Below are 24,269 nucleotides of genomic sequence, written 5' to 3'. Positions count from 1 at the left end.
TCACTTGTCACCCGCTTTAGGGACGGGCGGCCTGTACCCGGCGGCCTTGGCTCGTTCACTGGCGGCCTTGCGGCGCTCGGCGCTGTACGGTTCCCGGACAGACACGCAGCGTTTGGGCACCGTAAAGGTCTGACGGTCTTTTTTTACGATCTGGTCCGGGTACTTCTCCGCCAGCCGCCGCAGCTTCTCCAACAGCTTCGGGTCATGGGTGTAGACCTCGGCGGTGGCCTCGGCCTGGTTGTAGAGGATAATGGTTTCCTGTTCATATAAACTCAGTTTCATTTGCCGCCGCCTTTCTGCCGGTCAAAGTCCAGCTTGAAATTGACATACTGGCCGGTATCTTCCAGCACCACGGTGGCGTCGTAGGTTTTGCCGCTCTTTTCGGAGTACAACCCGGTCACACGGGCGCGGCCATCTTTGAGCAGCACCGCCACAATGGCCTTGGTGGGCTGTTTGCGCTTCGCGGTCCACCACTTGCTGTTTTTCCAGATTGCAAATTTGCAGGATTTGTCTTGGCAGAAGAAGCCCTTTTGCATTTCTGCAACCTCGCCGCCGCAGCGGGGGCATTTGCCCACCACCTCGCGGGGCGGGGTGAACAGGTACTCGCTACCTTTGATGACCTGATAGGTTCCCACCAGTTCTTTCAGCATGGCGCAGATCCCGTCCATGAAGTCCTCCGGGGCCAGCTCGCCGCGCTCGATCTCGCCCAGCCGGTACTCCCACTCGGCGGTCAGCAGCGGGGATTGCAGCTGCTCCGGCAGGACAGTAATCAAGGAAAGTGCGTCATGGGATGGCAGAAGCTGTACGGTTTTTTTGCTCTTTTTTCGTTTCAGGAAGCCCGTGGAGACCAACTTTTCCAAAATCCCGGCGCGGGTGGCGGGGGTGCCGAGACCTTTGCGCTCGGCATCTTCCGGCATATCATCTTTTCCGGCAGTCTCCATCGCGGAGAGTAAGGTGTCCTCGGTGAAGTGCTTGGGCGGGGTGGTCTTACCCGCCTTGACGGCGGCACCGGCTACCGGCAGCTCCTGGCCTTCGGTCAGCTCCGGCAGCGCCTTGCTTTCGTTGTCGTTGTCCGGCTCCGCATTTTTCATACTGGCGCGGTAGGCGGCGTCCAGTTCCCGCCAGCCAGGCTGCTTCACCGTGCGGCCTTTGGCGGTGAACTCCGCGCCATCGCACTCCACCGTGATAGCGGTCTCGGCGTAGGTATAGGGCGGGGCCACCGCGCACAGCAGCCGCAGGGCCACCAGCTCCAGAATTGCCCGTTCGCCCACCGGCAAAGCAGACAAGTTCGCCTCCCGGATGCTGCGGGTGGGGATCACCGCATGGTGGTCGGTCACTTTCTTGTCGTTGATGACCGCCGCCGCATCGCAGGAAATGGCGATGCCCTTGCGGAACGGCATGGCGTTGGCGACCAGATTCACCAGCACCGGCAGGCCCTCGGCCATGTCGGAAGTCAGGTAGCGGCTGTCCGTCCGGGGATAGGTGCAGAGCTTCTTTTCATAGAGGTTTTGCAGGTAATCCAATGTCTGCTGCGCCGTGAAGCCCAGCAAGCGGTTGGCATCCCGCTGGAGAGTGGTCAGGTCGTAGAGGGCGGGCGGCTTCTCGGTTTTGTCCTTGCGCTCCACCTGTTTGACCGTGGCCATGCCGCCCTCGCTGGCTTGCCGCAGTTGCTCGGCAGTGCCTTTATTGTCCATCCGAGAGCTGGCAGCGGAAAAGCCGGGCAGTTCCAGCACCACCGTATAAAACGGCACCGGCTTGAAGGCGTCGATCTCGGCCTCCCGCTGGACGATGAGCGCCAACGTCGGGGACATAACGCGGCCAATGTTGAGGGTACGGTGATACAGCACCGAAAAGAGGCGGGTGGCGTTGATGCCCACCAGCCAGTCGGCCTTGGCCCGGCAGAGGGCTGCCTGATGCAGACCGTCATAGTCCGCACCGGGGCGCAGGTTGGCAAAGCCCTCCCGGATGGCGGAATCCTCCATGCTGCTGATCCACAACCGTTTCATGGGCTTGGTGCAGCCCGCCAGACAGTAAACGGTGCGGAAAATCAACTCACCCTCGCGCCCGGCATCGCAGGCGTTGACTACCTCGGTCACGTCCTCCCGCCGCAGCAGGGTACGCAGCACATCGAACTGATCCCGTTTGTCCTTGGCGATGGTGAAGCGCCAGGTCTCCGGCAAAATCGGCAGGTCATCATAGCGCCACTTGGCGTAGTCAGGATTATAGGTGGCGGCATCGGCCAGCCCGGCCAGATGCCCCAGGCACCAGCTCACCAGCCAGCCGCCGCCCTCCAGGTAGCCGTCCCTGCGGGTGGTAGCGCCCAGTACAGCGGCCAACGAATTTGCAACCGAAGGTTTCTCGGCAATTACCAATTTCATTTCTGTCTCCTCCTTTCGCGCAGCCATGCGGTCAGCTCCTTGTGGCAGAATCCCACGCAGGGCTGGCCGGGGCGGTAGTTTCCACAGCCATAGCAGGGGTGGCCGGGAGATAAAGAGGGAGGACGGGAAACTGCCTTCCCGCCCTCCGGCCTGCGCATCATCATGGGTTCAAAGGGGCTGTCGGTGAACCGGGTCATTTGACCGGGTTCTCGCTTTCTTCATCGCCGCCCCCGTCGGCTTCCTCCGGCTCGGTCTCCCAGGTCTCATCCTCCGGGAGTTCTTCATCTGCGCCATAATCGTAATCATCTAAGTTATCGCTGCCCTTGGTCTTGGGCTTCTGCTTGATGAATTTGAAGTAGACCAGCGCACCGATGCCACCCAGCGCGGCCAGCACCACCAGCAAAAACGCCGGATTCAGCCCCGCCGGTTCGGTTTCCGGCTCAGCCTCCGTCTCCGGGGTGGGCGTAGGTTCCGGCTCCTGACCCGTGCATCCAGCCATATCCACGGCGCAGACCGGACAAGCCGTATTCACTGCGCCCGCCGCACACTTCTCCGTACAGTTGCAGACGGCAGGGGTTTCCTCTGTGGTCTGGCCGTCCTCCATCAGTGCCTCCAGATCGGCCTCATCCACCTGGTTTAAGAAGTGGACGGCGGTCTCCTTGTCCTCGTTGGCACGGTCAATGAGGATGTAGAAGTAGTTGCCCGCCTTGGTGGTGACTGTGATGAGCTGCTTGTTGCCGCCAAAGTCATCCACCAGGGCGGCGTTGCCCTCCGGGGTCAGCGGCGGGCTGTCCTCGGTTTCCTCCACCACCACATTGCTGTCATTGGTGGCATCAGCTTCCGGTGTGGCCGTCGGCGCGGGGTCCGTGCCTTGGGCAAAGGCGGTCACAGAAAAGCCGCCCATCAGCACCAGAGAGGTGCAAAGGGCGGCAAGGGTTCTGAAAATCTTCTTATTCTTCATGGGTCATGTCCTCCTGTTCGGAATTGGCGGGAATCGCTTCCTGGCCGGGCACCATTCCGCCAGCCAGCAGGGCGTTCAACTGGGCCGGGGTCATGCGCAGGGCGCGCACCATCTGGACAATCTCCAGATTTTCCGCTTCAGTTTTCTGCGCTTCCAGGGCCTTCAGCTTTTCCTGCTGCTCCGCGATTTTCTCGCGGGTTTTGGCGATCTCCTGGTCGATGCGCTCGATTTTGTTCTTAGCCATAGTCAATCACTCCATTCCATATCGCTCTTTCCAAGCGTAGTTGCGCCCCAATCCCTTGACGGTCTTGAGATGGGGCATTGCGTTTTCCTCAATGGCAAGCGCCCGACGGTACAGGTCGGGGTGTTGCCGTTTCAGGGCTTCTACTTCGTCCCGCTTCATGCTGGGGCAGAAAAAGCAGGACGATTTACCGGGCAGAGGCAGACCAGCCTCCTGGATTGCCCGGATACAATCGTCCCGCGTCCAGTGCCAGTCCTCAATCAGCGGATAGCGGTTCTTATACTTTTTGTCCGCTTCATTGTACTTTTTGGAATGTTCGTACCGTTTCTGCTCCCCGGCGTCGTAGCCAATGAACCGCGTGACCCGTTCGCCCGCCTGCCACACGGCGCGGCATTGCGGATGGTGGTTGCAGAACTTTTCCTGCGGGCCGATTTTGTGCTTCTGCGAGCACCGCTTGAAGCCGTAGGCGATGGAGGGCAGCGTCCCCGAACGCAGGCACTCCGTTTCCAGGGTTAGCCGGTTGCCACTGCGGTCTACATTCTTCACCACCGTAATGTGTGGCATCCTGTGTTCTTGCAGCCACCGGTTCATGATTTCCAGAAAGCGGTAGGTATGTGGATGCTCCGCCCCGGTGTCCGCAAAGGTGATGAGGTCAACGGGAATCTCATGCTGATGAAGCCCAACCAAAAGGGCGGCACTGTTCGTGCCGCCCCCAAAAGATACAATATTCAGTTTTATACCTCCGAAAAAATCACCAGTTCATCAGGCCGTAGCCCTTGATGCACTCATAAGTCAGCGAGTAGCTTTTAATCTTGCAGGCGTCGCCGCTGTTGCCCTCCACGGTGTAGACGCGGCTGCCGTCGGTGCCCACCACGATGCCCACATGGTCGGCGGACCCGTCCAAATCCCAGTCAAAGAAGATGGCGTCGCCGGGAGCGATGTTTTCATATCCCCGCGCACCCCACTGACCGTGCGACTGGAACCAGGGGACGCCCTGGGACTGACAGGCGGCAAAGCGAGGTTCGGATAACCCCATCTGGCCGTAACACCAGGAGACGAAGCAGGCGCACCACTCCACACGGGAGGTAAATCCGTACCAGCTCCAGTAGGGCTGGCCGCCCACATTGCCCACCTGGCTTTTGGCGATGTCCACCACCGCCTGATTGCCGGGCCGTGTTCCGTTCACAAACTCCACACCGGCCAAGCTCTCGGAGTCGCTGGTGTCGACGGAACCACCGCCGAAGATCAGCGGCTTGTTGCCCAGCGTCTGCCGGTACACCTGATACATCTCCAGCTGATCCGGCGTCAACAACTCCGAAGCCACAGAGGATATGGGCTTGCTGGTGAGGGTCACATTTAAGATGTAGTAGTTATAGGGCACCTCAACGTCATACTCGTTGCCCTCACTGTCGGTCCGGGTCTCGGTGCGGTAGCGCACCTCCACTTCCTCGGTCAGCGTCAGCCGGTACTGGGCATTGAAGATGCGTTCCAGCTCCGCCTGGGCGCTTGCTCGCGTGTAGCCCTGCAAGACGGCAGACAGGTAGGCCGCCAGCTCGTGGGGGTCGTGGCCGATCATATCCAGGTCATAGCGGTACTCGTCATAGCCGGGATGGCTGCTCTCGATGTTGTCGATCTCGGCTTGCAGCGCGGCCTCCTTGGCTGCATAGTCCGCCTCCACCGCCACCAGTTCCGGGTCATCCGAAGGGTAGGTGGTGCCGGAAATCATCGAACCGATGCTCTGCGCCATCATGGAGCAGGAGGACATAGTGTTGAGCAGCAGGCAGATCAGCAGGAAAATCGCCAGCACCATGATGAAGCCTTTCTTGTGCTGCATCACATAGGCACCGGCCTGCTGGGCCTTTTCTTTGACCGTTTTGGCCGCCTTGCCGGATTTCTGGGCGGCACCAGCGGCGGTCCCGCCGGACTGTGCGGCCCGTTTGGCAGCGGCGTACTGCTTTTTGATCTGCTGCTTCTGCTGCCACCGGGACAGCGGGTTACTCGCAGCCTGGGGATTGTCCTGCAACGACTTCTGGTACAGTGCATTGATGTTGGCCTTTTCCAGCTGTCGCTCGGCCTGGGCGGCCTTGCGGTAGGGTTTCAGCTTGTGGCTGCGGTAGCCCTCCTGGACCAGATGCACGCCAGTCTCCACGGCTTCCTCGGACTTGTGGGCGCTCTCCACGCCCACGTTGTCATCCTCGGACTCCTGAATCTCCTGGTGAATCTTGCCTGCCACTGCATTGCCCGGCGCATCCCGCAGAGAATGGGACAGCTTGGAGGGCGGCCGGGGCTTATCCTCCAACACCAGCTTGGTTGTGACCTTGCCGGTCTTGGGGTCCACCTCGGTCCGTTTGACCTGCTTTTTTGGAATTTTTGCCTGCGCCTTGTCCGCTTTGGCGGCGGCCTTTTCCGCCTTGCGGACGGGCTTTCCCAATGCCGGGTCCGCCTGTTCTTCCTCCGTGAAGCGCAGGCGCGGTTCCTTAATCAAACCATTCTCCCAGCATGAGGGAGGCCATCATGCCGGAAAGCTCCGCATAGGCCGCCAGCCCCATCGGCCCCACAAAGCGGCACTCGGTCAGGCAGGCGTAAAGCTGGGCCAGCGCATCCGCCAGAATCTGGACTTCGGTGCCTTCCAGCACGGCCCCGCCGGTCTGGCCCCGCTGGACTTTGGCGGCGCACAAAATCTCCACCAAGCGCAGCAGGCCGATCTCGCCGGTCTCGGTCAACTCCACCGCCTGGTCTGCCGCCGTGCGGCACTCGGCAACCGCGTCGGCCATCGCCGTCAGCAGTGCGGTGCGCTGGGTCTCCAACGCCCGATCCAAAAACATCATGTGGTCATTGTTCAAAATTTCGGGTTTCATAATCAATCGGCCTCCTTTATTTCCTGTGGTTTTGTGGTCATAATGCGGTACAGCTCGGTGTTTTTCGGGAAGTGGTCCACGAAAGGCAAAATCGTGGAACCGTAGAACAGCAGCCCTTCGCCCTCGCCGGAATGGGTCACATAGGACAGCTGGTGCGGGGAAATGCCCAGCTGTTTGGCGAGAATCTGTCGGTCACCGCCCGCCTGGTTGAGCATATACACGAAGTCGGAGTTCTCGAAGATGTTCTCTACCTCGCGGGACGCAAGAAGATCCTTCACGTTCTGAGTAATCTGATTGTGATTAGGCAAATCCTCCGAAAATAAGAAAAGCGCCTGTCATTCTCACAAGGAAAATGGCAAGCGCCGGTTGTTGGGTTTCGTATTCAGTTTTCGATATGGGAAAAGCGCAGCCTATCTGTCGCGCCTATAAAATAATTTACCCTTGCATTCCAAGTACAATCCATTCATCGACAATATCCCAAAAGTTTATATCATACTTGGGCTGTCGATTGCTAAACCACAATGTTGCCTTACAACTATCACAATCAGACAAATCCACTGCAACATATCCGCCCATTCCAGAACCAAATATTCCAAAAGTAGTTGGCAGATAAATTTTCAATGGATGTTTTAAATCATCAAGAATACCCCATTCTTCATCATCAAATACAACAATATCATTGGATTCTAACAATCCCATTCCTCCGCTTGCATAGTAAAAGAAGCCGTTATGAAGTTCTTGATAGAACCTGACGATGCTGTTTGGAAGGTTGTCCAATTTAGATTGTAGTTTACCAGGGAAGTGTGTGGTATTGCAATTCCGTCCTGCATACTTTCCAGCAGCACGATAGCGTCCTCGTCAAAGTAATTCTCTTTCAGCTTGAGGTAGTAGTATTTTCGGTTGTCTGACATGGTTCCTCCTTTGGGTGGATTTGGGGCGTTTGTACGCATTTAGAACGCTGTTTCCGGGGGAAAAGGATAAATGTATCGCACACCCTTTGACACCCACGAAAAAAGCCTTGATTTATGCGGGTTTGAAAGGCTCTAAAGCGTGACATTTATGCCTTTGTTTCCGCTTTCGCTCGGCAGCTTTGATTTTCTTCATGTGTCCGGCGCAGTCGGGGCAGTATTTTCCCCGGTTGGATTTGGGGACAAAGGCCGCCCCGCAGACGGCGCACCGTTTCCGGCTCCCCCGGTACAAGAGGGCTGCGGCCAGTTCCCCGTCAAGGGGCAGGACAGCCACACGGAACCACCGGCACATGAGGGAAAGGGAAATGCTCTGGACGCACACGCAAGGCTCCCCGTCGTCTAACAGCAGGCAGTTCCCCCCGTCGTAGTTACAGCACTCATGTACCAGCCGCCGCGCCCGCCGGTGCTGGCGGTAGTCCATGCGGGGCAGCTTATCGCTCATGGCTCTGCTCCTTTCTGCGCTGTGGCTCGCTCCGGCGCAAAATCTGGTCGATATTCCGCTTGACGGTCTGCAACTCCGCATACCGCTGTTTCTGTTCGTGGTAGGTGTTATACAGGCCGGATTTCTTGGAAACAAGCTGCTCGATCTCGTCCCGCAACGCTTTCCGGGCGGGCAGCTTGGTAATGCCATGCTCCCGGAAATACCGGGCGGCTGCGTCGGCTATGATAAAGTCGCTCTCATGCGCCTGCCGGTATGCTTCGCGGGCTTTGGGGGATTTCTGCGCTTTCAGCCCGTCGCGGGCGGGCTTGGTCTTGGCGTAAGCAAGTACCTGTTGCTGCAACTCCTTTTTCCCTTGCAGCTTCGTTTCCAGTGCTTTCAGTTCGCCGCTGGTCTGGCGCATTTCCTGATAGGCGGTATCAACGGCGGCTTCTAACTGCTCCGGGGAAGTGAAGCCGTACTGCTGATACACATTCAGCGTCGCGGCCATTTGTTTGAGGTTGTGCATGGTCGCCCAGCGTTCATAGCCCCGGCCTTTGCCCTCGGCTTTCTTCTGCTCAATGTCCACAAGCCGCTGCACATTCGGCGCAGTTCGGGCGGCTCTGTCTGCCCGCAGTTGGTCTTGGATAGAGGGCGGGGTGCTGGATATAGCCGCGGCCTTTTCTGCGGCTCTGGCGTCGTTCTGCTCCAAAAAGGAAAGGACAGCGGCGCGGTCAAAATCGTCGCCCAGCTTGCGGGCGGTAATGGGCTTTGTCCTGTCCGGCGTGAGATAGGACAGCCGCCCCCGGCTTTCCTTGACGGTCACACCCTCCCGAAGCAGCAGAGAGGAAAAGTCCTCGAATGAGGCCGCCGCTGACAGCGCGGCGCGTATGGTCTGCCGCAGCTTCTCCTTGTTTGTTTCAAACTTGGTCTGCCGGGGCGTGATACCGCCTGCAATCATGGGGGCGTTCTGCTTGTCCAGCGCGGCCTGTCCCTTTTTCTGCGCCCAATATTCCCGGTCTGTGACGCGGTTCTTGCTGCCGTTCAAGAGGTCGATTTGGTAAAGCCCCTCCCGGTGGCACATCTCCATGACTTCGGATTTGAAGTAGCGCAAGGCCGCGTCGGTACAGCGGTGCTTGCAACCGGCTTTTGTGTCGGCTGGCCTGTCCATATAGGGCAGGAACGGCACTTCCTCAATCCGCAGGCTGTTAATGACGATATGCACATGAATGTTGCCGCTGTGGTTATGCCCGTCCGGGTGGGTGCATACAAGGGCTTGGTGGCCGGGGAAATGCTCGGCGCAAAACTTCTCGCCCAATTCCTGCGCCCGGTCTACGGTCAAGCCGTTGTCTGGGCCGTCCCGTGGGTCAAAGCTGATGATATAGTGGTGGCTTTTCACATCTTCCCGCCGCTGGTTCTTCCCGTAGCGGAGATTTGCCCGCATACAGGCAACGGCAAAATCCTCGCCGCCGCAGTTCAGTGTTGACAGCCGGTAGTCCTCGCGGGGGATAAGCCTGCCGGTTTCATCAAGGACGGGCTTCATGGTAAACTCGTCATGCTCAAACAGCAGGTATTGTTCGGCGGCTCCGTAGTCGGCATTTTTAGAGTTGATATGCTTGAGTGTTGCCAACCGCGTCACCTACTTTCTGTAAGACTTCATACTTGAGGGCGGCAAGGTCGGCTATGGCAGCGCGTACTTCGCCGGACAGCGCATTGTAGGGTGCGCCGTACTCGTTCAGATACCGGGCAATCTGGTTGAGGTTGCCGCCGATCCTGCCGTACTCGGCTGTGAGTTTTCCGACAGCGGAAAGCAGCTCGTCATTGACCGCCGACACATGGATAACGGGGCGTATGGCGGTGCGCCGTATCGCCTGCCGGAGAAATTCGGACTGGCTGATACCATAGGGCGCAAGCCGCGCTGTGAAGTCGGCGTATTCTTCTTCGGACAGCCGGGTTTTCACAACGCGGCTGCGGTGGGGTGTGTTGTATTTCTTTCGCATGGTCGTGACCTCCTTTCTTGCCGCATGAGCGCGGCGGGGATAAGCGGCGCAAGCCGCAAAGCAGGGTTTGGGGAAGGCACTCCCCAACAAGTTTCCCGCGAGGGGAAAAACCGCAGAATTGCGGATTTTGGCACCGTGGTAGAAACTTGCTCTGTAACTGCCGCAGACTGCCCCAGTCTGGTTTTTCCGTACATAGAACGGACAGGACAGGGCTTGCGGCCCGCTGTGGGCGGCCTTTTTTCCTTTCCGCTAAAGATACATTTCAAAGGCCGCCAGCTACCCGCTGGACAGGGATTTTTCAAAATTTCTTTTGCCTTAGTAATCCGGGAACAGGGATTTTGGCAACCGGCGGGGCAGAGAATTTTTCCTTTCACTCCCTACAACACCGCGTTTTGAAATTTGCCAAACAAAACGGCTTATTTTCTCTTTGCTTCTTACTACGGACAAAAATCGGAAATGCCAAACGCCGGGGCAAAAAAATTCCCCTTTCACTTACTACTACAATCTGAACAGGGCAAAATGGCCGGGAACGGAGCCGGGACAACAAAAAAAGCAGCAAATCTTTTTCAGACTTACTGCTTTCACTGGCCGCCGGTGGGCGGCTGGTATTCAGTTATTTTTTTGTTATGATTTGTGTTTTCACAAATTATGAGGCATCATATTCGGAGGAAAATCGCTCCCGTTCATAGGGGATTTCATTTTCTATATAATTATAAAATCTATTTAATTCTTCCTCCGAAAATTCCACATTACCCCAAAATTCAGATAATAATAAGCTGCCATCTGGTTGAGCATAAGCCATGAATATATAAGTGCTTCCAACCTCTGGTAACCCGACATCTTGAAGATTGTCAGACTCATACAGAAGCATGGTTCCATCTTTTAATATTCCCCCGTGCTTACTACATTCTATCTCGTCAGCTAACTCTCCTTTCAGATTATCCGTCACCTCAATTTTATAAGTGCTTTTATCATTATCTTCGGTAATATTTGTGTTTGCTTCCTGTACCACACCCACAAATATATAATCTACCGCTCCGACATATTGGTATAAATCTGTTTCATCTAACGCCATTGTTATGTGAGTGTACACAGTATTTCCATTCCATTGTACAGGATGGTTTGCACACGATGAAAGAAATAAACAACTAACAAGTAATAACCAGAAACAAAATATCCGTTTTTTCACGATTTCAATCACCCCTACGCTTTCTGAGCGAAATATTATGTCATTGACTTTATTATACAATGACCTCTTACTTTTGGGAATAGATGAATTGTAAACTTGCTGGGTGGCGCCGATAATGACAGCCGGTATTTAGTTTTTCAGTTTATCGGTCAAAGCGAAACTTGAATAGTGCGGCGATTAGCTTCTGCTTCACATATTCCTCAACCTCGGCGTTGACTTTCCCGTGTACTTTGGAGCAGTAGCGGATTGTGGGCTGCTGTCTATAAATTCTTGCGTGTTACTTTATGGCACATGAGCATTGGCTCCGGGGTTATCGTTGCCATAACCTTCCAGCAAATTGATGACGCCCCACACGCCGAGACCGGCACCGAGAGCGATAACGAGGGTCTGAAGAACGGTGATTGCCTGATTGAAAAATTCCATAAATAAAGTTGGCCGGAATCATTTGAAAAAGATTGATTTAGTCATGGTTCATAGGCATACAAAAGCCGGACAATCGCCGCCCGATTTCCGGGCTGGCTGATTCCGGCCTTCCTCCTTTTTCATTATTTTGATTAGAGATTGTCCGCTTTGTACGCCGATGGCCCCAGCGGGGCGGTTGTGGCGGATAGATAGGACCCCTCCTTTCACAGCGGAGCATCATTCGTTGGCTGCGGCGTCGATCTCATACACGTCGCAGACCTGGTTGGGTTTGAGCTTCAGCCGAGCCTTGAGATAGCCTTCGATGTCAAAGGCGTTCTTCGGGTCAGCATCAGCGGTGAGCTTGTAATTGGGGTGCTGGGTGATGTCGTACTTGTCCGAGAGGAACGGTCGCACACCCCGCAGCTGCAAAATGCACTTGCTGCCGTCCATGACGGCCAACTCGTCTTGGCTCATCAGCTCTTTACCGAGCTTTTGGTAGTTGAGCGAATGGGAAGTTTCCCGCCCACGGCTCTCACCAACATTGTAGGTGTCGATAGTCTCCTTGCCCAGCACGGCAGCCAGTTCTTTGAGCGTGGTGGGTTCTTTGCCGCCCAAAAAGATCGAGGTATCCATGTTGCCAATGATTGTGTCGGCGTTATCTTTGTAGATGGCCTTGAGCTGGCTCTGCGCCTGCAACACCAGACAGGCAGAGATTTCTCGACTGCGGATGGTGGCGACCAATTTTTCCAGCTTGGGGATCTGGCCGATGTTGGCGCACTCATCAATGAGGCAGCGTACATGAACCGGCAGCCGCCCGCCGTACACATCGTCAGCCTTTTCGCATAGTAAGTTAAACAACTGCGTGTAGCACATGGAGATCAGGAAGTTAAAGCTGTCATCAGTGTCCGACATGATAAGAAACAAGGCCGTTCGTCGGTCTCCCAGGGTGTCCAGCTCCAGCTCGTCATAGGCTGTGACCTCCCGCAGCTCGGCAATGTCGAACACCGCCAGCCGTGCGCCGCAGCTCACCAAAATCGACTTCGCAGTTTTGCCTGCGGCCAATTTATATTTGGCATATTGGCGCACCGCAAAGTGGTTGGGTTCCCGCTCTTTCAGCTCATCAAACATCAGGTCAACGGCATTTTTGAACTCCTCATCGTCCTCCCGGACCTCCATGCTGTTTATCATCTCGATGAGCGTGGAAAAGTTCTGTTCCTCCACCGGGGCCTCGTAGTGGATGTAGCCGATGAGCGCGCAGTACAGCAGCGTCTCGGCCTTGACCCAGAAATCGTCCCCGGCCTTGCCCTCGCCCTTCGTATTCGCAATCAAGGTCGTGACCAGCTTCAAAATATCCTTTTCGCTGTGGATGTAGCTGAAAGGGTTATAGTGCATGGACTTCTTGAAGTTGATGGTGTTCAGCACCTTGATCTGGTACGGCTCATAGATGACTTTGCCGTTTTTGTCCTTCATCGGCTTGCCGTCCTTGCCCAGCTTGGGTGCGCCCCGCTGAAGCATTTTGCCGCACTCCACCAGAATGGTGCCCTTTGGGTCGGTGACCACATAGGAACTGTGCATCTGCATCAGATTGGGCTTAAGCCAGAAGCGGGTCTTGCCGGAGCCGGAACCGCCGATGACCAGCACGTTTTTATTGCGCGCATACTTTGGGTTCTTAGGGCGGCTGGACATAGTGAGCCGTTCGGTCTGGGTCAAAATGACATTATTCTGGAACACCGGGTCGATATAGGGGGCAATATCGTCGTGGGTGCCCCATCGGGCTGAACCGTACTCCACGTTATGGCGGTATTTCTTGGCGTTCTTGCCTTTCAGGTACACCGCCAGCCGCAGACCAGCGCCGCAGCACAGGCCAACAGCCAGGTCCAGCGGGTGCAGGCTGGGCCACCAGCTTCCCAGCGCCACCGGCAGGGTGGAGAAGAACGAAAGCATCTTGGCCGAGGCATCCGCGCCGGTCGCCAGCCGCCAGGCTTCCCCTAAGTTGGTGGCAAACAGGCCCAGCAGAAAATAGGGCAGGTTCAGCAGCACCAGTTTTTTCACATTCAGCTGCTTCATCGTTCCAGCTCCTTCCGCTTTGTCCTGTCCACCACCGCATTTTTAATAAGCTCCTTGAAGTGGCTGAGCTTCTCCAGCACCGACGGGCGCTCGCTGCGGTCGGCCTTCCTGACCTTCTTCTGGGTGTACTCCGAGAATGCCGCCGTCAGGGCGTCGGCATCGCGGGCCTTGAAGAAAATCAGGTACTTGGGCGGCGAGGTGCTGCGGTCTTTTTTCACCGCATAGTCCACTCCGTACTTGCGGGCGATGCGCTCAAAGTCACGGATGGACGGGTCGTTGATCTCGATGTTGGAGACGCCCTGGTTCTGCCCGATGAGCTGCTTCACCGTCTGCTTGCCCTTCGGGGTAACGGGAGAATCCCGGCTGCGCTGCTTTTCCAGCTTTTTCTCCCTGCGGTGGGCCATGTACTTGGATATGGCGGCCTTGAACAGCCTGCCGGTGAACTTAGTGCCGCTGACAACCAGCGTCAAAGTCCTGTTTTCCACTTCCTCCTGCATAGGTCATCCCTCCCTTCGTCGGTTATGCAGTGGATGGTCTTGAATACTAAGGCGGGACCACCAACCGTCGCAAAAGATACCGGCCCGTCATACCGTCACCAGAATCAGGTCACGCAGACCGGCAAAGTGCAGTTTGCCCTTGGGCGTCACCAGCGTGTAGGAGCCGGTGTGGCCGTTGCGGTAGTAGTCCCGCACACAGAACAACCCATCGTTGGCGCTCTTGGCGTAGGGCAGCACGCAGCCGGAAGGAGTGCGGTAGACAAATCGCCGTTCCAGTAGGAAGCGGACAAAGCGCCGCTCCGGCACGTCCAGCTCCTTGGCGGTGGTGCGCAGGTTGGTACTGTGGTGCAGGTCAATGAACAGGTCGTAGTAGACGGCTTTGCTTTGCAGCCGGGCATTGTCCTCCCGCAGCGCCGCGTTTTTCTCGCGCTCAGCCAGCAGGTCGGTGCAGAGCTTCAGCAGCGCCTCCGGCGAGGTGGCGACCTCCCACAGCTTGTCCCTGGTAATGTAGGCCCCATGCTGGCGGATGCTGGGCAGCACCTCATCGAACACCCAGCGTTCAAACCGTTCCGCCGAGGGCAGCTTGCTGTGGACAATGAGGCGGTACACATCGCCTTCGGGGATAAATTTCATTTGTTGAATCCCGCCGTTAGAAGGGGTCGGTAAAACACAGACCCCTTTACAATGGGCCGCGATAGCGTCAGCCGGGCGTCGGTATCCGAGTGCTTGGGCAATATCTTTTCCGCAAAACAGGACCTTGCCATTCTGCTCAAAAGTACGGATGCTGCCAAACTCCGGGTTTTTGAAAATTTCCATCTGGTTCATATCGTGCCTCCTTCGGCAGTGCAGCAGAAAAGCGGCCGTTACCAGCCGCCTGCGTACATATCGTGGTTGACCTGGGCCGTGTAGTGGTTGCTCATGGTGACCGGCGCGTTGAACAGCACGGTCAGCAGGTATTGCTTCATGTTGCGGATCTCGGTGGTGTTGTTGTGCAGGCTCTCCATGACAAACTCGATGTGGGAGCTGTCCAGCTTCAGGAACCGCGACCGAACCACCTCATGGGGGAAGTCCGCCCCGGCGATACGGGTGGTTTTCCGCTTGGCGCAGACCGTCTCCACAATCAGTTCCACGATCTCGTCCAGGTCCTCCCGGTAGGTCTCAAACTCACGGCACAGGTGGTCGTACTCGATGTTCTCCAGAATCAATTCCCGATAATCCTGCATTTCTTCCATCGACATCGAATCCCGTCCTTTCCGTTCCGGCGGCCTGGCCGCCGCAGTTGCCCGGAAGGGAATGGAATCGGTACTTGATCCCTGGGTATTTGATTTTTGGGTATTTGATTTTTGGGTTTTTGATTTCTCTATATTTAATTCTGCGGGCTTTTCCGTATCCGGTTTATCCAGATACGGGTTTTCCGTATCTGGTGAAGCCGTATCTGGGCCAGCAGTATCCGGGTGGGGCATATCCGGCGCTTTGGGCTGGGGCTGCTCGTAGATGACGTACTCGGTGTCACTGATGCGGCCCTGCCGGTCCCGTAGCTGGTGACGGACGATGTAACCGGCGGTCTCCAGTTCCCGCAGCGCCCCGCCGATGGCATCCACGCCTTCCTTGCAGATCTTCGCCAGGCCGCGTGTGGTATAGTTCCAGTCCTCCGGCAAGGACAGCATCATGGAAAGCAGTCCCTTGGATTTCAGCGACAGCGCCTTATCGCGCAGATGATAATTGCTCATTACGGTGTAATTCTTGGTCCGCTCAATGCGAAAAACGGCCATTGACTTCACTCCTCTCACAGTTCATGGCATGAAAAAAGCCGCAATCTTTCAAAAAGACTGCGGCGGTCAGGTGCGATATTTCCGGCTGCGCCAGGAATAAGGCGGCTTTGGCACAGGGGGCCGGGTAAAAACGTCTTGCTCACTCACAAAGGGCAGGCGCTGCATCACCCGGTCGATCTCGGTGCTTTCCATGTCATGTTGGGATTGGCAGTGTTCACGGATGGCCTCTTGAATCTCTCTAACGGTACACATAATTCATTCCTTTCTTGGCAGATGGCAGGTTTACGGGTGACGGCGTTTCTTTTTCGGTTTGAAATCGAGGATATGGCCCTCTACAACGTGGGCATACCGCTTGATTTTGATTTGCTGGCCGCGCTGGGCGTCCAGGGCCTGCCGGTAGCCATCCTCGGTGAGAAACAGGCGAACCTCATCGCCGGGGCTGCCGTAGGGGGAACGGGGCTTGCGGACCGCAAATTCAATCATCCATCGGGTGCTGTCCTGAAATCGCTCCACAGCCAAAATGTTATGTCCTTTCAGCTCACGGGCTGAAATATCCCTCATAGGCTCTCCTTTCTCAGCGGTCGTGCTGTTGCTGGCGCTTGCGCTGCCACTGCTCCAGCAGCTTGATGATGGTCTCCTGCATCCGCTGGGGCGTGTAACTCCGGGGAAAATATTTGCGCAGGGTGTCACTGGTGAAGGTGATCTTGTCCAGGTCACTTTTCTTTTCCTCGCCCATGATGACCCGCATCATGTCGAGGGTCAGGTGGCCCTCCTGACTGTACTTTTTCAACCGCTTGGCTTGGGAGAGGGAGGGGGTGGCCTGCTCGCTGTCCATCGCGTCCAGCAGGTCCACCTGTTCCTCTTTTTTGAGGAAAGACAGCTCATAGGCCGGATTGAAGGCAATTCTCTTCTCGTCCACCATATCCAGCAGTTCGGGAATCAGCTCGGTCAGGCGGATGTAACGCTGGACCTGCCGCTGGCTTTCTCCCGCCTGATCCGCAACAAGAGAAATCGAAGTCTGCGACTTCTCGCCAACTTGGCGAGAAGTTAAGTCCGACCGCTCGCCCTGGTGCTTGATGGCCTCCAGCTTCATCTTATAAGCAAAAGCCCGCTCACTGGGGAGCAGGCTTTCTCGCTGCAAATTGCTGTCAACCATAATAATGGTGGCCTGATCGTCGTCCAGGTCGCGGACAATGACCGGCATGGTGTCCTTGCCCGCCAGTTCGCTGGCCCGGTGCCTCCGGTGTCCGGCCACCAGCTCATAGCCGCCGTTGGGGTCGGGGCGGGCGATGGCCGGGACCAGCACGCCGTACTGCCGGATGCTGTCTGCGGTCTCCATCATGGCCTCGTCATCCTTGACCTTGAAGGGGTGGTCCTTGAACGGGTGCAGCTCCGACAAGGGAATTTCCAGAACCTTCTCCCTATGGGCGTCGGCCCGGCTTTCCTCGGTGGAAAACAGATCATCGACCGATGCCAGCTCTACTTTTTTCGCGCTGCTTTTCAAGTTTCAACACCTCCTTCGTCAGATTTTTGTAGGCTTCCGCCACCTTGCCACCGGGGTCGTGAGCATAGATGCTCTTGCCCTCGGCGCTGGTCTCCTTGGCCCGGACCGAGTGGGGGATCTCGGTGCCGAACACCTTAATTTTGCTGCCATAGGTCTCCCGCAGCAGGGCGGCGATTTCCCTGGCAAAGTTGGTACGGTTGTCCACCATCGTCAGCAGAATGCCGTCAATCTGGAGCTTGGGGTTCAGCTGCCGCTTGACCTTGTTGATGGTGGACAGCAGCTGCTCCAGGCCCTTGGCGGGCAGATACTCTGCCTGGACGGGGACTATGATCCTGTTGGCGGCGGCCAGCGCGTTGACCGTGAGCATACCCAGGGAGGGCTGGCAGTCAATCAGGATATGGGAATACTGTCCTTTGAGCGTGTCCAGATACTGCCGCAGGATGGTCTCTCGGCTCATGGCGTTCACCAGGGACACCTCCATGCCGGAGAGCTGGATGTCGGCGGGCATCAGGTCCACGCCCTCCGGGTCGTGCAGGATGCCCTCGCCGGGGCGGAGCGGCTCGTCCATCAGGATGCGGCCCATCGCGTCCGAAAGGGTGAAGGGCAGCTTGTCCGGCTGCGGGTTGCCCAGGCTGATGGTCAGGCTGGCCTGGGGGTCAGCGTCCACCAGCAGCACTTTCTTTCCGGCCTGGGCCAGCCCGATGCCTAAGTTGGCACAGGTGGTCGTTTTGCCGACGCCGCCCTTCTGGTTGGCGACGGCGATGATTTGCGTGTTCATTATGTTTCACCTCGTTTCTGTTGATTGCGTTCGGTTCTGGAAATAGAAAAAGCCGCCACTTCTTTCGATAAAAAGAGTGACGGCTTTTTCTGATCCCGGAACATTAGTCCCTGGAAATGCAAAAAGCGCCCAGCAGGTACACTGAACGCTTTCGCAATAAAATCATATTCATTTGTTCATATTTGGTCAAACTCTGCCAAACCGATTTTGCATAAAAATGCAGAGGGCTTAAAAGGCAAAAATGACCTTGGGGGAGAGGGAAAGGCCAAAAAAGTTGTCCTATAATTTAACCCATTAGCCCTCATTTTAGGGGTGGTTGTCCTTTATTTAACCCATAAAAATCGGTTCAAAACAGGTCAGACCATGCCAAAACAGGCCAAACAATCTGAAAAGGAAAAACCCCGAAAACCGCATGGTTTCGGGGTTTTTGAGCTGTTTTGAACTGAAATTAGCGCTTGCTGAACTGAGGCGCGCGACGGGCAGCCTTGAGGCCGTACTTCTTACGCTCTTTCATTCTGGGATCGCGGGTGAGCATACCAGCCTTCTTGAGGATGGGCCGCATCTCATCGCTGTGCTGGAGGAGGGCACGGGAAATGCCGTGACGGATAGCGCCGGCCTGACCGGTTACGCCGCCGCCGGCGACAGTGCAGACCACATCAAAGCGGCCCAGGCAGTTGGTCAGCTCCATGGGCTGACGAACCAGCAGCTTCAGGGTCTCCAGACCAAAGTAATCGTCGATATCACGGCCATTGATGGTGACCTTGCCGGTACCGGCATACAGCCGGACTCTGGCGACAGAGCTCTTTCTGCGGCCAGTGCCGTAGTAGTAAGGTTTTCCTTCGTACATAGTGTTTCTCCTCCTTCCAATTACAGCTTCCAGGCCTCAGGCTTCTGGGCAGCGTGGTTGTGGTTGGCGTCCTTGTAAACGCGGCATCTGGTGAGAGCCTTGCGGCCGATGGTGGTGTCGGGGATCATGCCCTTGATAGCCAGCATCATGGCTCTCTCAGGATTCTCCTGCATCAGGGTGCCATACTTGACTTCCTTCAGACCGCCGAACCAACCGGTGTGATGACGGTAGAACTTCTGATCCAGCTTCTTGCCGGTCAGAACAGCCTGAGCAGCGTTGATGACGATGACATGGTCACCGCAGTCAACGTTGGGGGTGAAGGTGGGCTTGTGTTTGCCGCGCAGCAGCACAGCAGCCTGAGCAGCGGTGCGGCCCAGGGGCTTGCCCGCAGCGTCCAGGATGTACCATTTACGAACGACGGCCTTGGGCTTTTCCATAAATGTGGACATATTCTTTTCCTCCTGCTTTACTTGTTTTCCGTTGTTGTACCTTTATTTACGCCAATATGGGCGCAGGTACGGAAAGTCACGATTGTCATTATACCCAACGCTATCACACTTGTCAATACCATTTTTTCGTTTTTTTAATCCGCAAATTACATACTCTTGTTTTCTCTCCAATACTCTCGTTTTCTCGCTCATGCTCATCTTTCATTTCAAAAATTTTTTCTCTGCGGGCGGGCGCTTTCTCAGGGAAAAAGCAGCTGTCCCGCCTTTTCTTTCCTTCATTCGCTTTTCAGGTAAACCAAAGGAGGGGCGGGGGATGGACAGGGCATATTCCCTCACCGCAAAACATAGAATGGGATGTGTATCGTCATCGGGAACAGGAAGAGAAAATATCGGGGGGAATGGACAGGTGAAACTGAGGGAAGCCTTTATCGGCAAAAAGATGCTTCGGCGAGGGGCGGCGCTGGCAGGAGCAGTCCTTTTTTTTCTGGCGGCCCCGGTGTTGGAGCCTGCCGTACAGCAGATTTTGGGACAGGCCGCGCTGTTTTCCGCAGCCCTTACCATGCCCCAGGGAGCGGTGGAAGCCCTTCGGGAGCGATTTGCCGGAGATCTTCAGGAGGATGAGGAACCGTTGCCGCCCCAGTCCTCCTCTTCCTCCTCCAGCGCCTTCAGGGAAGAATCGTCCGCCTCTTCCTCCCAAACGGAAGACTCGGAACCTTTGACAGAAGATACCGGGGAAGACCTTCCCCAAAAGCGCCAGGAGGAAGAGAAAGGACCGGCTCCTGATATTCCTGAGGAACATCAGGCGGCCCTTGTGAGCAAGCTGATGACCGGCGAGGAGGAAAATCCCGCCTTTATTCCCTATGGCGCCGCCTGGGTGCGCAACTATACCACTATGACCGGCAGCCAGATCAGCCAGGTGCTGAAAACCCAAGCCGCCCTGGAAGTGCCTCAGGAAGGCCCCCAGGTTCTCATCTACCACACCCACACCACGGAAAGCTATGAAGGGTGGGACAGAGAAATTTATGATGACCGGAATACCTGGCGCAGTCAGGACAATACTGAAAATATGGCGGCGGTAGGGGAGGCTCTGGCCCAGGCGCTGGAGGCCCAGGGAATACAGGTGATCCATGATGTGGAACAGCATGATTATCCGTCTTATAACGGAGCCTACGACCGAAGCCGGGAGACGGTGGAGGAATATCTCCGCCAATACCCCTCCATTGTCATGGCCATTGATGTCCATCGGGACGCCATTCTTTATGAGGATGGATCGGTGGTCAAGCCGGTAGCGGAGGTGGCAGGGGAGAAAGCAGCCCAGCTGATGATCATCGCCCCCTGTGATGATGACGGCTCTCTGGGCATCCCCGGCTGGAAGGAAAATTTCCGTTTTGCCGCCCAGCTGTGCGACCGGATCGAACAGCGTTATCCCGGCCTGACCCGCCCGATTTTCTTCTGCTACCGCCACTATAACCTGGACCTTACCCCTGCCTCCCTGCTTTTTGAGGTGGGAACCAATGGCAACACCCTGGAAGAAGCCATGTATACAGCCCAGCTGATTGCCGGGCCCCTGGCGGAACTGCTGCAGGAGTATCAGGGAATGTGAAGCTGTGGATACCCTCAGACATTTGCCCACTGCACTCCTTTTTTGTGGAAAGAAAGAGGAGATGGTGAAGCAAAGCGGGATCAATATCCCAAATCAGCAGGGGCTGTCACAGCGAAAGCATCCTTTCAGCGGATTTTCCAAAAGTGAAAAAGCGTTGGCAGAAACAGGGGGATACGCTGCGGAATCAACCGGATCACTGCTGTCTGAATGATAGGTTGCCCAGAAAATATGAAGCTTTGGGTGAAACTGTTTTTTCCTGGGGGCGCAGCGCTGTTGAGGATACATAAAACACCCATACCCTTGGCAGATAAAGGACAGAACCGTTTTCCCAAGGGGAGGTTTCCGCGGCGTTTTCCTTCCCGCTCCCCTCTGAGAGAGCCTCGTTGATCCGTCGTGCCGGAAACATCTCATCCCCTGTGGAAAACACCGGATGACCGGAAGCGGGATAAAACTGGGCTGCGGCACAGAACAAGGACAGCGCCCGTTTTCCCTCTCCGGAGCGGGGTCCCTTGTCCGCTGAGGGTGAGGAAGGAGAAAAAACAGGATGCTCAAAGGAAAATATCTCAATCCCAAATACGCCCGCCGGAGAAAGAGAGCCAAACGGCAGGCGGCAGCTTTACTGGCAGCGCTGGTGGTGGCCTCCGGAGCACGGGCCATGGTGCGGGTGGACCGGGTGATCCGCCAGACCATGCTTCCTTCGTCGCCGCCTCTGGTGGAGCTGGAACAGCAGCAGCCCGGAGAATATCAGATCACACTGTTGGGGCGGGAAATAAATGTATCCATGGCCTGGGCCAAGGATGGTCTGCAGCAGCTGTCCCAGCTGCTGAGAACTCCATCCCCCACCGTGCGGCTGGGATGGCAGCTGTGGGGATTGGCCACAGGAAAAACGCCTCCCAACAGCCGTGAGCTGGGGGAGGCGTCAGAAGCGTAAGAAGAAGGATTATTTCTGGAATCCCTTTCCGATAATTTCACTGGTATTGGTGATGAGAATAAAGGCAGTGGGTTCCACCGATTTGACATACCGCCGCAAAGCCAGCGCCTGGGGTCTGCGAAGGGCGGTAAAGATGATGGCTTTTTTGCCGTGCGTATAGGCTCCTTCGGCGGTGCAGACAGTGGCGCCCCGATGGAGCTTTTTGACGATGAAATCAATAATGGGCTCCGGTTCGTCACAGATGATATTGAAGTATTTGCAAAGGTTGATACTTTCGATCACGTTATCGATCACCAGGGATTTGACCGTCAGACCCACAAAGGAAAACAGACCGGTTTGCACATCAAAGACGATGAAGGAGCAGAGGGTCACCAGCAGATCGGTGTACAGCAGGGCGCTGCCGATATTGAAGCTGGTGTATTTTTTGAGGATCATCGCCACGATATCAGTGCCGCCGCTGGAAGCGCCGATATTGAACAGGATGGCAGAGCCCACCGCGGGCAGAGCCACGGCATAGCACAGGTCCAGCATAGGCTGATTGGTGAGGGGAGCCTCCAGGGGGAAGATATATTCCATGGCGGACAGGGATACGGAGAGCACCACGCTGGTATAAGCGGTTTTAAGGCCAAAATCCCGTCCCAGGAATAAAAAGCCCAATAACAGCAGAATCATATTGATGATAAAGTTGATGGTGCTGGCGGAAATAGGCAGCAAGGGGGCCAGCAGCACCGCCAGACCGGTGACGCCGCCAAAGGTGAAGTTATTGGGAAACTTGAAAAAATAAACCCCCACCGCAATAAACAGGGTACTGCCGGTAAGAAGCAGCACTTCCCGGCCCTTTTCTTTTAGTTCCAGCATTTTCATAGTGGCGCAGCCTCCGCCCTTTTATTTTAGATAGACTTATCCCCATTTTTTACGAACGGCCTCATTATATTCCCCCCACCGGAAAAAGTAAAACCACAGGGACTGATTTTGGGGGTGGAAATCCGCCAGTCTGTGGTATCTCCTGCAATTTCCTCCGTTTTATGAAGGATTCCATGCATTACCAGGGGATTCCTCAGCTTTTAAGGCAATATATGGATTGGCCTGCTGCCGTGGAAGGGCGCATTTTGTCTCCCGACTGTTTTTATCCGGCGCCGGGGAAATTTGCTTCCATAGGCGGGACAAAGCGGATGGTCATTCCGCTGCCCCTGATCAGAGAAAAAGGATGGGATGCACGCTTGGGCGAGTATGAAAAAACCGGGCATTCACGCTGGAATACCCGGTAAAAGCAAATCTTTGTTTTTATGGGAGAAGCTTACTGCTGCTGCTCCTTGATCTTGGCAAAGCACTCGCTGCAGTAAACAGGACGATCCTCACGGGGCTTGAAGGGAACGCGGGCTTCCTTGCCGCATCCAGCGCAAACCGCGGTGAACATCTCTCTCTCGGATCTCTGGCTCTGCTTGCGGGCGTCGCGGCAGGCTTTGCATCTCTGGGGCTCGTTGGCGAAGCCTCTCTCAGCGTAGAACTCCTGCTCGCCGGCGGTGAAGATGAACTCTTTGCCGCACTCTTTGCACACTAATTTCTTGTCCTCGTACATACTAAATACCTCGCTTATGGATTTTGCCCTCCCGTTCCGGCTTGCGCAGCGGCGGGTCAGGGTATTATTTACAACCTGACGGATTCAGGTTGATGACGGGGGTTGGCCGGTTATGCCGACCGGAGTTTTCGTCTGACTCTTTGCAGGGCATTATCCACAGCTTTAGGGGTGGTAAGAAGTAGTCTGGAGATCTCAGCATAAGAGCGCCCGGTAAGGTACAGCCTCAACACTTGCTGCTCAAAAACGGACAAACTGGTACGGATCTTCCGTTCCAGCTCCGCCAGCTGTTCCCTGGCCATCACTTGCTGAGCCGGATCTCCGGCAGGCAGAAGAATGGTCCCTTCTTCACTCAGAGAGGCATAATCCCGCAGGGGGATGCTTTTGCCTGAAAGAGCGGAGCGGGCGGCGTCCGCCATGCTGGAGCTGATGCACAGGGAAGCGAAAGCAGCAAATTCGCTTTTTCCCGGCTGGTAGAGACGGATGGCCTTCAACAGCCCCAACAGTCCCTCCTGCACGATATCCTCTGCCTCCATACCCGGCAGAAAATAACCGGAAGCCCGTTTCCGCACCAATGGAAGATAGCGGGTGACCAACTCGGTGGCCGCTCCGTCATCCTTTTGCCGGACCAGGGCGATCAACTGTTCATCGGAATATGGATATTTGGATACAGGCATGGGCAGCTCCTGTCAATGTTGTGGGAATCTTCCCACTGTCGCATGGTGTTTGTATTGTACCTCTTTTTGTGTCATTTGTCAAGCTGTTTGTTCAGAGCAACCAAAAAAGTTTTTTATGTGTCGGATTTCTTTTAGTTTATTTGCATAATTCAC

28 protein-coding genes and 3 pseudogenes are annotated in these 24,269 nt (G+C 55.8%); 2 read left to right on the top strand and 29 right to left on the bottom strand.

The genetic code is table 11. From position 1 onward, the window contains the following. The 26 genes and pseudogenes from BQ5383_RS05155 to rplM form a co-directional block, all read right to left on the bottom strand. Positions 1-282 carry an immunoglobulin gene (locus tag BQ5383_RS05155; protein ID WP_071429837.1) on the bottom strand — a complete coding sequence of 94 codons (282 nt, stop codon included), beginning with the start codon at positions 280-282 and terminating at the stop codon, positions 1-3. Then, complete coding sequence (locus BQ5383_RS05150) at positions 279-2,378, bottom strand: type IA DNA topoisomerase (protein ID WP_071429835.1); 2,100 nt, start codon at positions 2,376-2,378, stop codon at positions 279-281. The genes BQ5383_RS05155 and BQ5383_RS05150 overlap by 4 nt, the downstream gene beginning before the upstream one ends. Then, a complete protein-coding gene (locus BQ5383_RS05145) occupies positions 2,375-2,575 on the bottom strand; it encodes a hypothetical protein (RefSeq protein WP_071429833.1) in 201 nt (66 codons plus the stop codon). Before BQ5383_RS05145 ends, BQ5383_RS05150 begins: the two co-directional genes overlap by 4 nt. Beyond that, on the bottom strand, positions 2,572-3,339 hold the full coding sequence (locus BQ5383_RS05140) for a DUF4366 domain-containing protein (RefSeq protein ID WP_071429830.1): 768 nt from the start codon (positions 3,337-3,339) through the stop codon (positions 2,572-2,574). The genes BQ5383_RS05145 and BQ5383_RS05140 overlap by 4 nt, the downstream gene beginning before the upstream one ends. Further along, positions 3,329-3,583, bottom strand: coding sequence for a DUF4315 family protein (locus BQ5383_RS05135; protein WP_071429828.1), 255 nt, complete (start codon positions 3,581-3,583; stop codon positions 3,329-3,331). Before BQ5383_RS05135 ends, BQ5383_RS05140 begins: the two co-directional genes overlap by 11 nt. 6 nt (positions 3,584-3,589) lie before the next feature. After that, complete coding sequence (locus tag BQ5383_RS05130) at positions 3,590-4,267, bottom strand: phosphoadenosine phosphosulfate reductase (protein WP_437177254.1); 678 nt, start codon at positions 4,265-4,267, stop codon at positions 3,590-3,592. 64 nt (positions 4,268-4,331) lie between these two features. Continuing rightward, positions 4,332-6,065, bottom strand: a complete 1,734-nt coding sequence (locus tag BQ5383_RS05125; protein ID WP_071429824.1) for a C40 family peptidase — start codon at positions 6,063-6,065, stop codon at positions 4,332-4,334. Then, the gene (locus tag BQ5383_RS05120; RefSeq protein ID WP_071429822.1) at positions 6,058-6,438 is read right to left on the bottom strand and encodes a DUF3851 family protein; all 381 of its coding nucleotides are present in this window, start codon (positions 6,436-6,438) and stop codon (positions 6,058-6,060) included. Before BQ5383_RS05120 ends, BQ5383_RS05125 begins: the two co-directional genes overlap by 8 nt. Positions 6,439-6,440: 2 nt before the next feature. Continuing rightward, positions 6,441-6,728, bottom strand: a pseudogene (locus BQ5383_RS05115) (VirB4-like conjugal transfer ATPase, CD1110 family); the annotation flags it as partial. 145 nt (positions 6,729-6,873) lie between these two features. Continuing rightward, positions 6,874-7,131, bottom strand: a complete 258-nt coding sequence (locus tag BQ5383_RS05110; RefSeq protein WP_071429818.1) for a hypothetical protein — start codon at positions 7,129-7,131, stop codon at positions 6,874-6,876. A 92-nt stretch (positions 7,132-7,223) separates the two neighbouring features. Further along, positions 7,224-7,349, bottom strand: a pseudogene (locus tag BQ5383_RS20630) (phage replisome organizer N-terminal domain-containing protein); the annotation flags it as partial. Between the two features lie 112 nt (positions 7,350-7,461). After that, entirely contained in the window at positions 7,462-7,848 is a 387-nt protein-coding gene (locus BQ5383_RS05100; protein ID WP_071429814.1) for a cysteine-rich VLP domain-containing protein, read from the bottom strand. Then, positions 7,838-9,454 carry a relaxase/mobilization nuclease domain-containing protein gene (locus BQ5383_RS05095; protein WP_071429812.1) on the bottom strand — a complete coding sequence of 539 codons (1,617 nt, stop codon included), beginning with the start codon at positions 9,452-9,454 and terminating at the stop codon, positions 7,838-7,840. Before BQ5383_RS05095 ends, BQ5383_RS05100 begins: the two co-directional genes overlap by 11 nt. Next, positions 9,426-9,824: a plasmid mobilization protein gene (locus BQ5383_RS05090; RefSeq protein ID WP_071429809.1), complete on the bottom strand. Its 399-nt coding sequence runs from the start codon at positions 9,822-9,824 to the stop codon at positions 9,426-9,428. The genes BQ5383_RS05095 and BQ5383_RS05090 overlap by 29 nt, the downstream gene beginning before the upstream one ends. A 646-nt stretch (positions 9,825-10,470) precedes the next feature. Continuing rightward, positions 10,471-11,025, bottom strand: a complete 555-nt coding sequence (locus tag BQ5383_RS05085) for a hypothetical protein (protein ID WP_139193348.1) — start codon at positions 11,023-11,025, stop codon at positions 10,471-10,473. Positions 11,026-11,307: 282 nt separating this feature from the next. Next, positions 11,308-11,436, bottom strand: a pseudogene (locus BQ5383_RS19975) (Maff2 family mobile element protein); the annotation flags it as partial. Between the two features lie 216 nt (positions 11,437-11,652). Beyond that, positions 11,653-13,482 (bottom strand): VirD4-like conjugal transfer protein, CD1115 family, encoded by a 1,830-nt coding sequence (locus BQ5383_RS05075; RefSeq protein WP_071429805.1) that lies wholly within the window; start codon positions 13,480-13,482, stop codon positions 11,653-11,655. Beyond that, positions 13,479-13,979 (bottom strand): PcfB family protein, encoded by a 501-nt coding sequence (locus BQ5383_RS05070; protein ID WP_071429803.1) that lies wholly within the window; start codon positions 13,977-13,979, stop codon positions 13,479-13,481. Before BQ5383_RS05070 ends, BQ5383_RS05075 begins: the two co-directional genes overlap by 4 nt. 87 nt (positions 13,980-14,066) lie before the next feature. Then, on the bottom strand, positions 14,067-14,804 hold the full coding sequence (locus BQ5383_RS05065) for a BRO family protein (protein WP_071429801.1): 738 nt from the start codon (positions 14,802-14,804) through the stop codon (positions 14,067-14,069). A 38-nt stretch (positions 14,805-14,842) separates the two neighbouring features. Then, positions 14,843-15,751, bottom strand: a complete 909-nt coding sequence (locus BQ5383_RS05060; protein WP_071429799.1) for a DUF6017 domain-containing protein — start codon at positions 15,749-15,751, stop codon at positions 14,843-14,845. Between the two features lie 66 nt (positions 15,752-15,817). Continuing rightward, entirely contained in the window at positions 15,818-16,003 is a 186-nt protein-coding gene (locus BQ5383_RS05055; RefSeq protein WP_071429797.1) for a hypothetical protein, read from the bottom strand. A gap of 30 nt (positions 16,004-16,033) precedes the next feature. After that, positions 16,034-16,312 (bottom strand): DUF5720 family protein, encoded by a 279-nt coding sequence (locus tag BQ5383_RS05050; RefSeq protein WP_071429796.1) that lies wholly within the window; start codon positions 16,310-16,312, stop codon positions 16,034-16,036. A 13-nt stretch (positions 16,313-16,325) separates the two neighbouring features. Beyond that, entirely contained in the window at positions 16,326-17,255 is a 930-nt protein-coding gene (locus BQ5383_RS05045) for a ParB/RepB/Spo0J family partition protein (RefSeq protein ID WP_071429794.1), read from the bottom strand. Next, the gene (locus tag BQ5383_RS05040; RefSeq protein WP_071429792.1) at positions 17,212-18,033 is read right to left on the bottom strand and encodes a ParA family protein; all 822 of its coding nucleotides are present in this window, start codon (positions 18,031-18,033) and stop codon (positions 17,212-17,214) included. Before BQ5383_RS05040 ends, BQ5383_RS05045 begins: the two co-directional genes overlap by 44 nt. A 448-nt stretch (positions 18,034-18,481) precedes the next feature. Beyond that, positions 18,482-18,880: a 30S ribosomal protein S9 gene (rpsI, locus tag BQ5383_RS05035; protein ID WP_071429790.1), complete on the bottom strand. Its 399-nt coding sequence runs from the start codon at positions 18,878-18,880 to the stop codon at positions 18,482-18,484. Positions 18,881-18,900: 20 nt separating this feature from the next. Continuing rightward, a complete protein-coding gene (rplM, locus tag BQ5383_RS05030) occupies positions 18,901-19,329 on the bottom strand; it encodes a 50S ribosomal protein L13 (protein WP_071429788.1) in 429 nt (142 codons plus the stop codon). A 406-nt stretch (positions 19,330-19,735) separates the two neighbouring features. Here rplM and spoIIP point away from each other — a divergent pair, with 406 nt between their 5' ends. Together spoIIP and BQ5383_RS05010 are read left to right on the top strand one after the other, a co-directional pair. Further along, positions 19,736-20,932: a stage II sporulation protein P gene (gene spoIIP, locus BQ5383_RS05025; RefSeq protein WP_172724587.1), complete on the top strand. Its 1,197-nt coding sequence runs from the start codon at positions 19,736-19,738 to the stop codon at positions 20,930-20,932. A gap of 544 nt (positions 20,933-21,476) precedes the next feature. After that, entirely contained in the window at positions 21,477-21,863 is a 387-nt protein-coding gene (locus tag BQ5383_RS05010; protein WP_071429780.1) for a hypothetical protein, read from the top strand. Positions 21,864-21,872: 9 nt separating this feature from the next. On the opposite strand, the gene BQ5383_RS05005 is transcribed toward BQ5383_RS05010, so the two are convergent. The 3 genes from BQ5383_RS05005 to BQ5383_RS04990 all read right to left on the bottom strand — a co-directional run bounded on the left by BQ5383_RS05005 (position 21,873) and on the right by BQ5383_RS04990 (position 24,116). Continuing rightward, positions 21,873-22,727 (bottom strand): YitT family protein, encoded by an 855-nt coding sequence (locus BQ5383_RS05005; RefSeq protein ID WP_071429778.1) that lies wholly within the window; start codon positions 22,725-22,727, stop codon positions 21,873-21,875. 433 nt (positions 22,728-23,160) lie between these two features. Continuing rightward, positions 23,161-23,442 carry a zinc-ribbon domain containing protein gene (locus BQ5383_RS04995; RefSeq protein WP_071429774.1) on the bottom strand — a complete coding sequence of 94 codons (282 nt, stop codon included), beginning with the start codon at positions 23,440-23,442 and terminating at the stop codon, positions 23,161-23,163. A gap of 110 nt (positions 23,443-23,552) precedes the next feature. After that, complete coding sequence (locus tag BQ5383_RS04990; protein ID WP_071429772.1) at positions 23,553-24,116, bottom strand: sigma-70 family RNA polymerase sigma factor; 564 nt, start codon at positions 24,114-24,116, stop codon at positions 23,553-23,555. Positions 24,117-24,269: the final 153 nt, after the last annotated feature.

Source organism: Angelakisella massiliensis (assembly GCF_900104675.1).
GTDB classification, from domain to species: Bacteria; Bacillota; Clostridia; order Oscillospirales; family Ruminococcaceae; genus Angelakisella; species Angelakisella massiliensis.
Note: the sequence above shows the minus strand (reverse complement) of the source record. Positions and strands in the feature narration are given on the sequence as shown.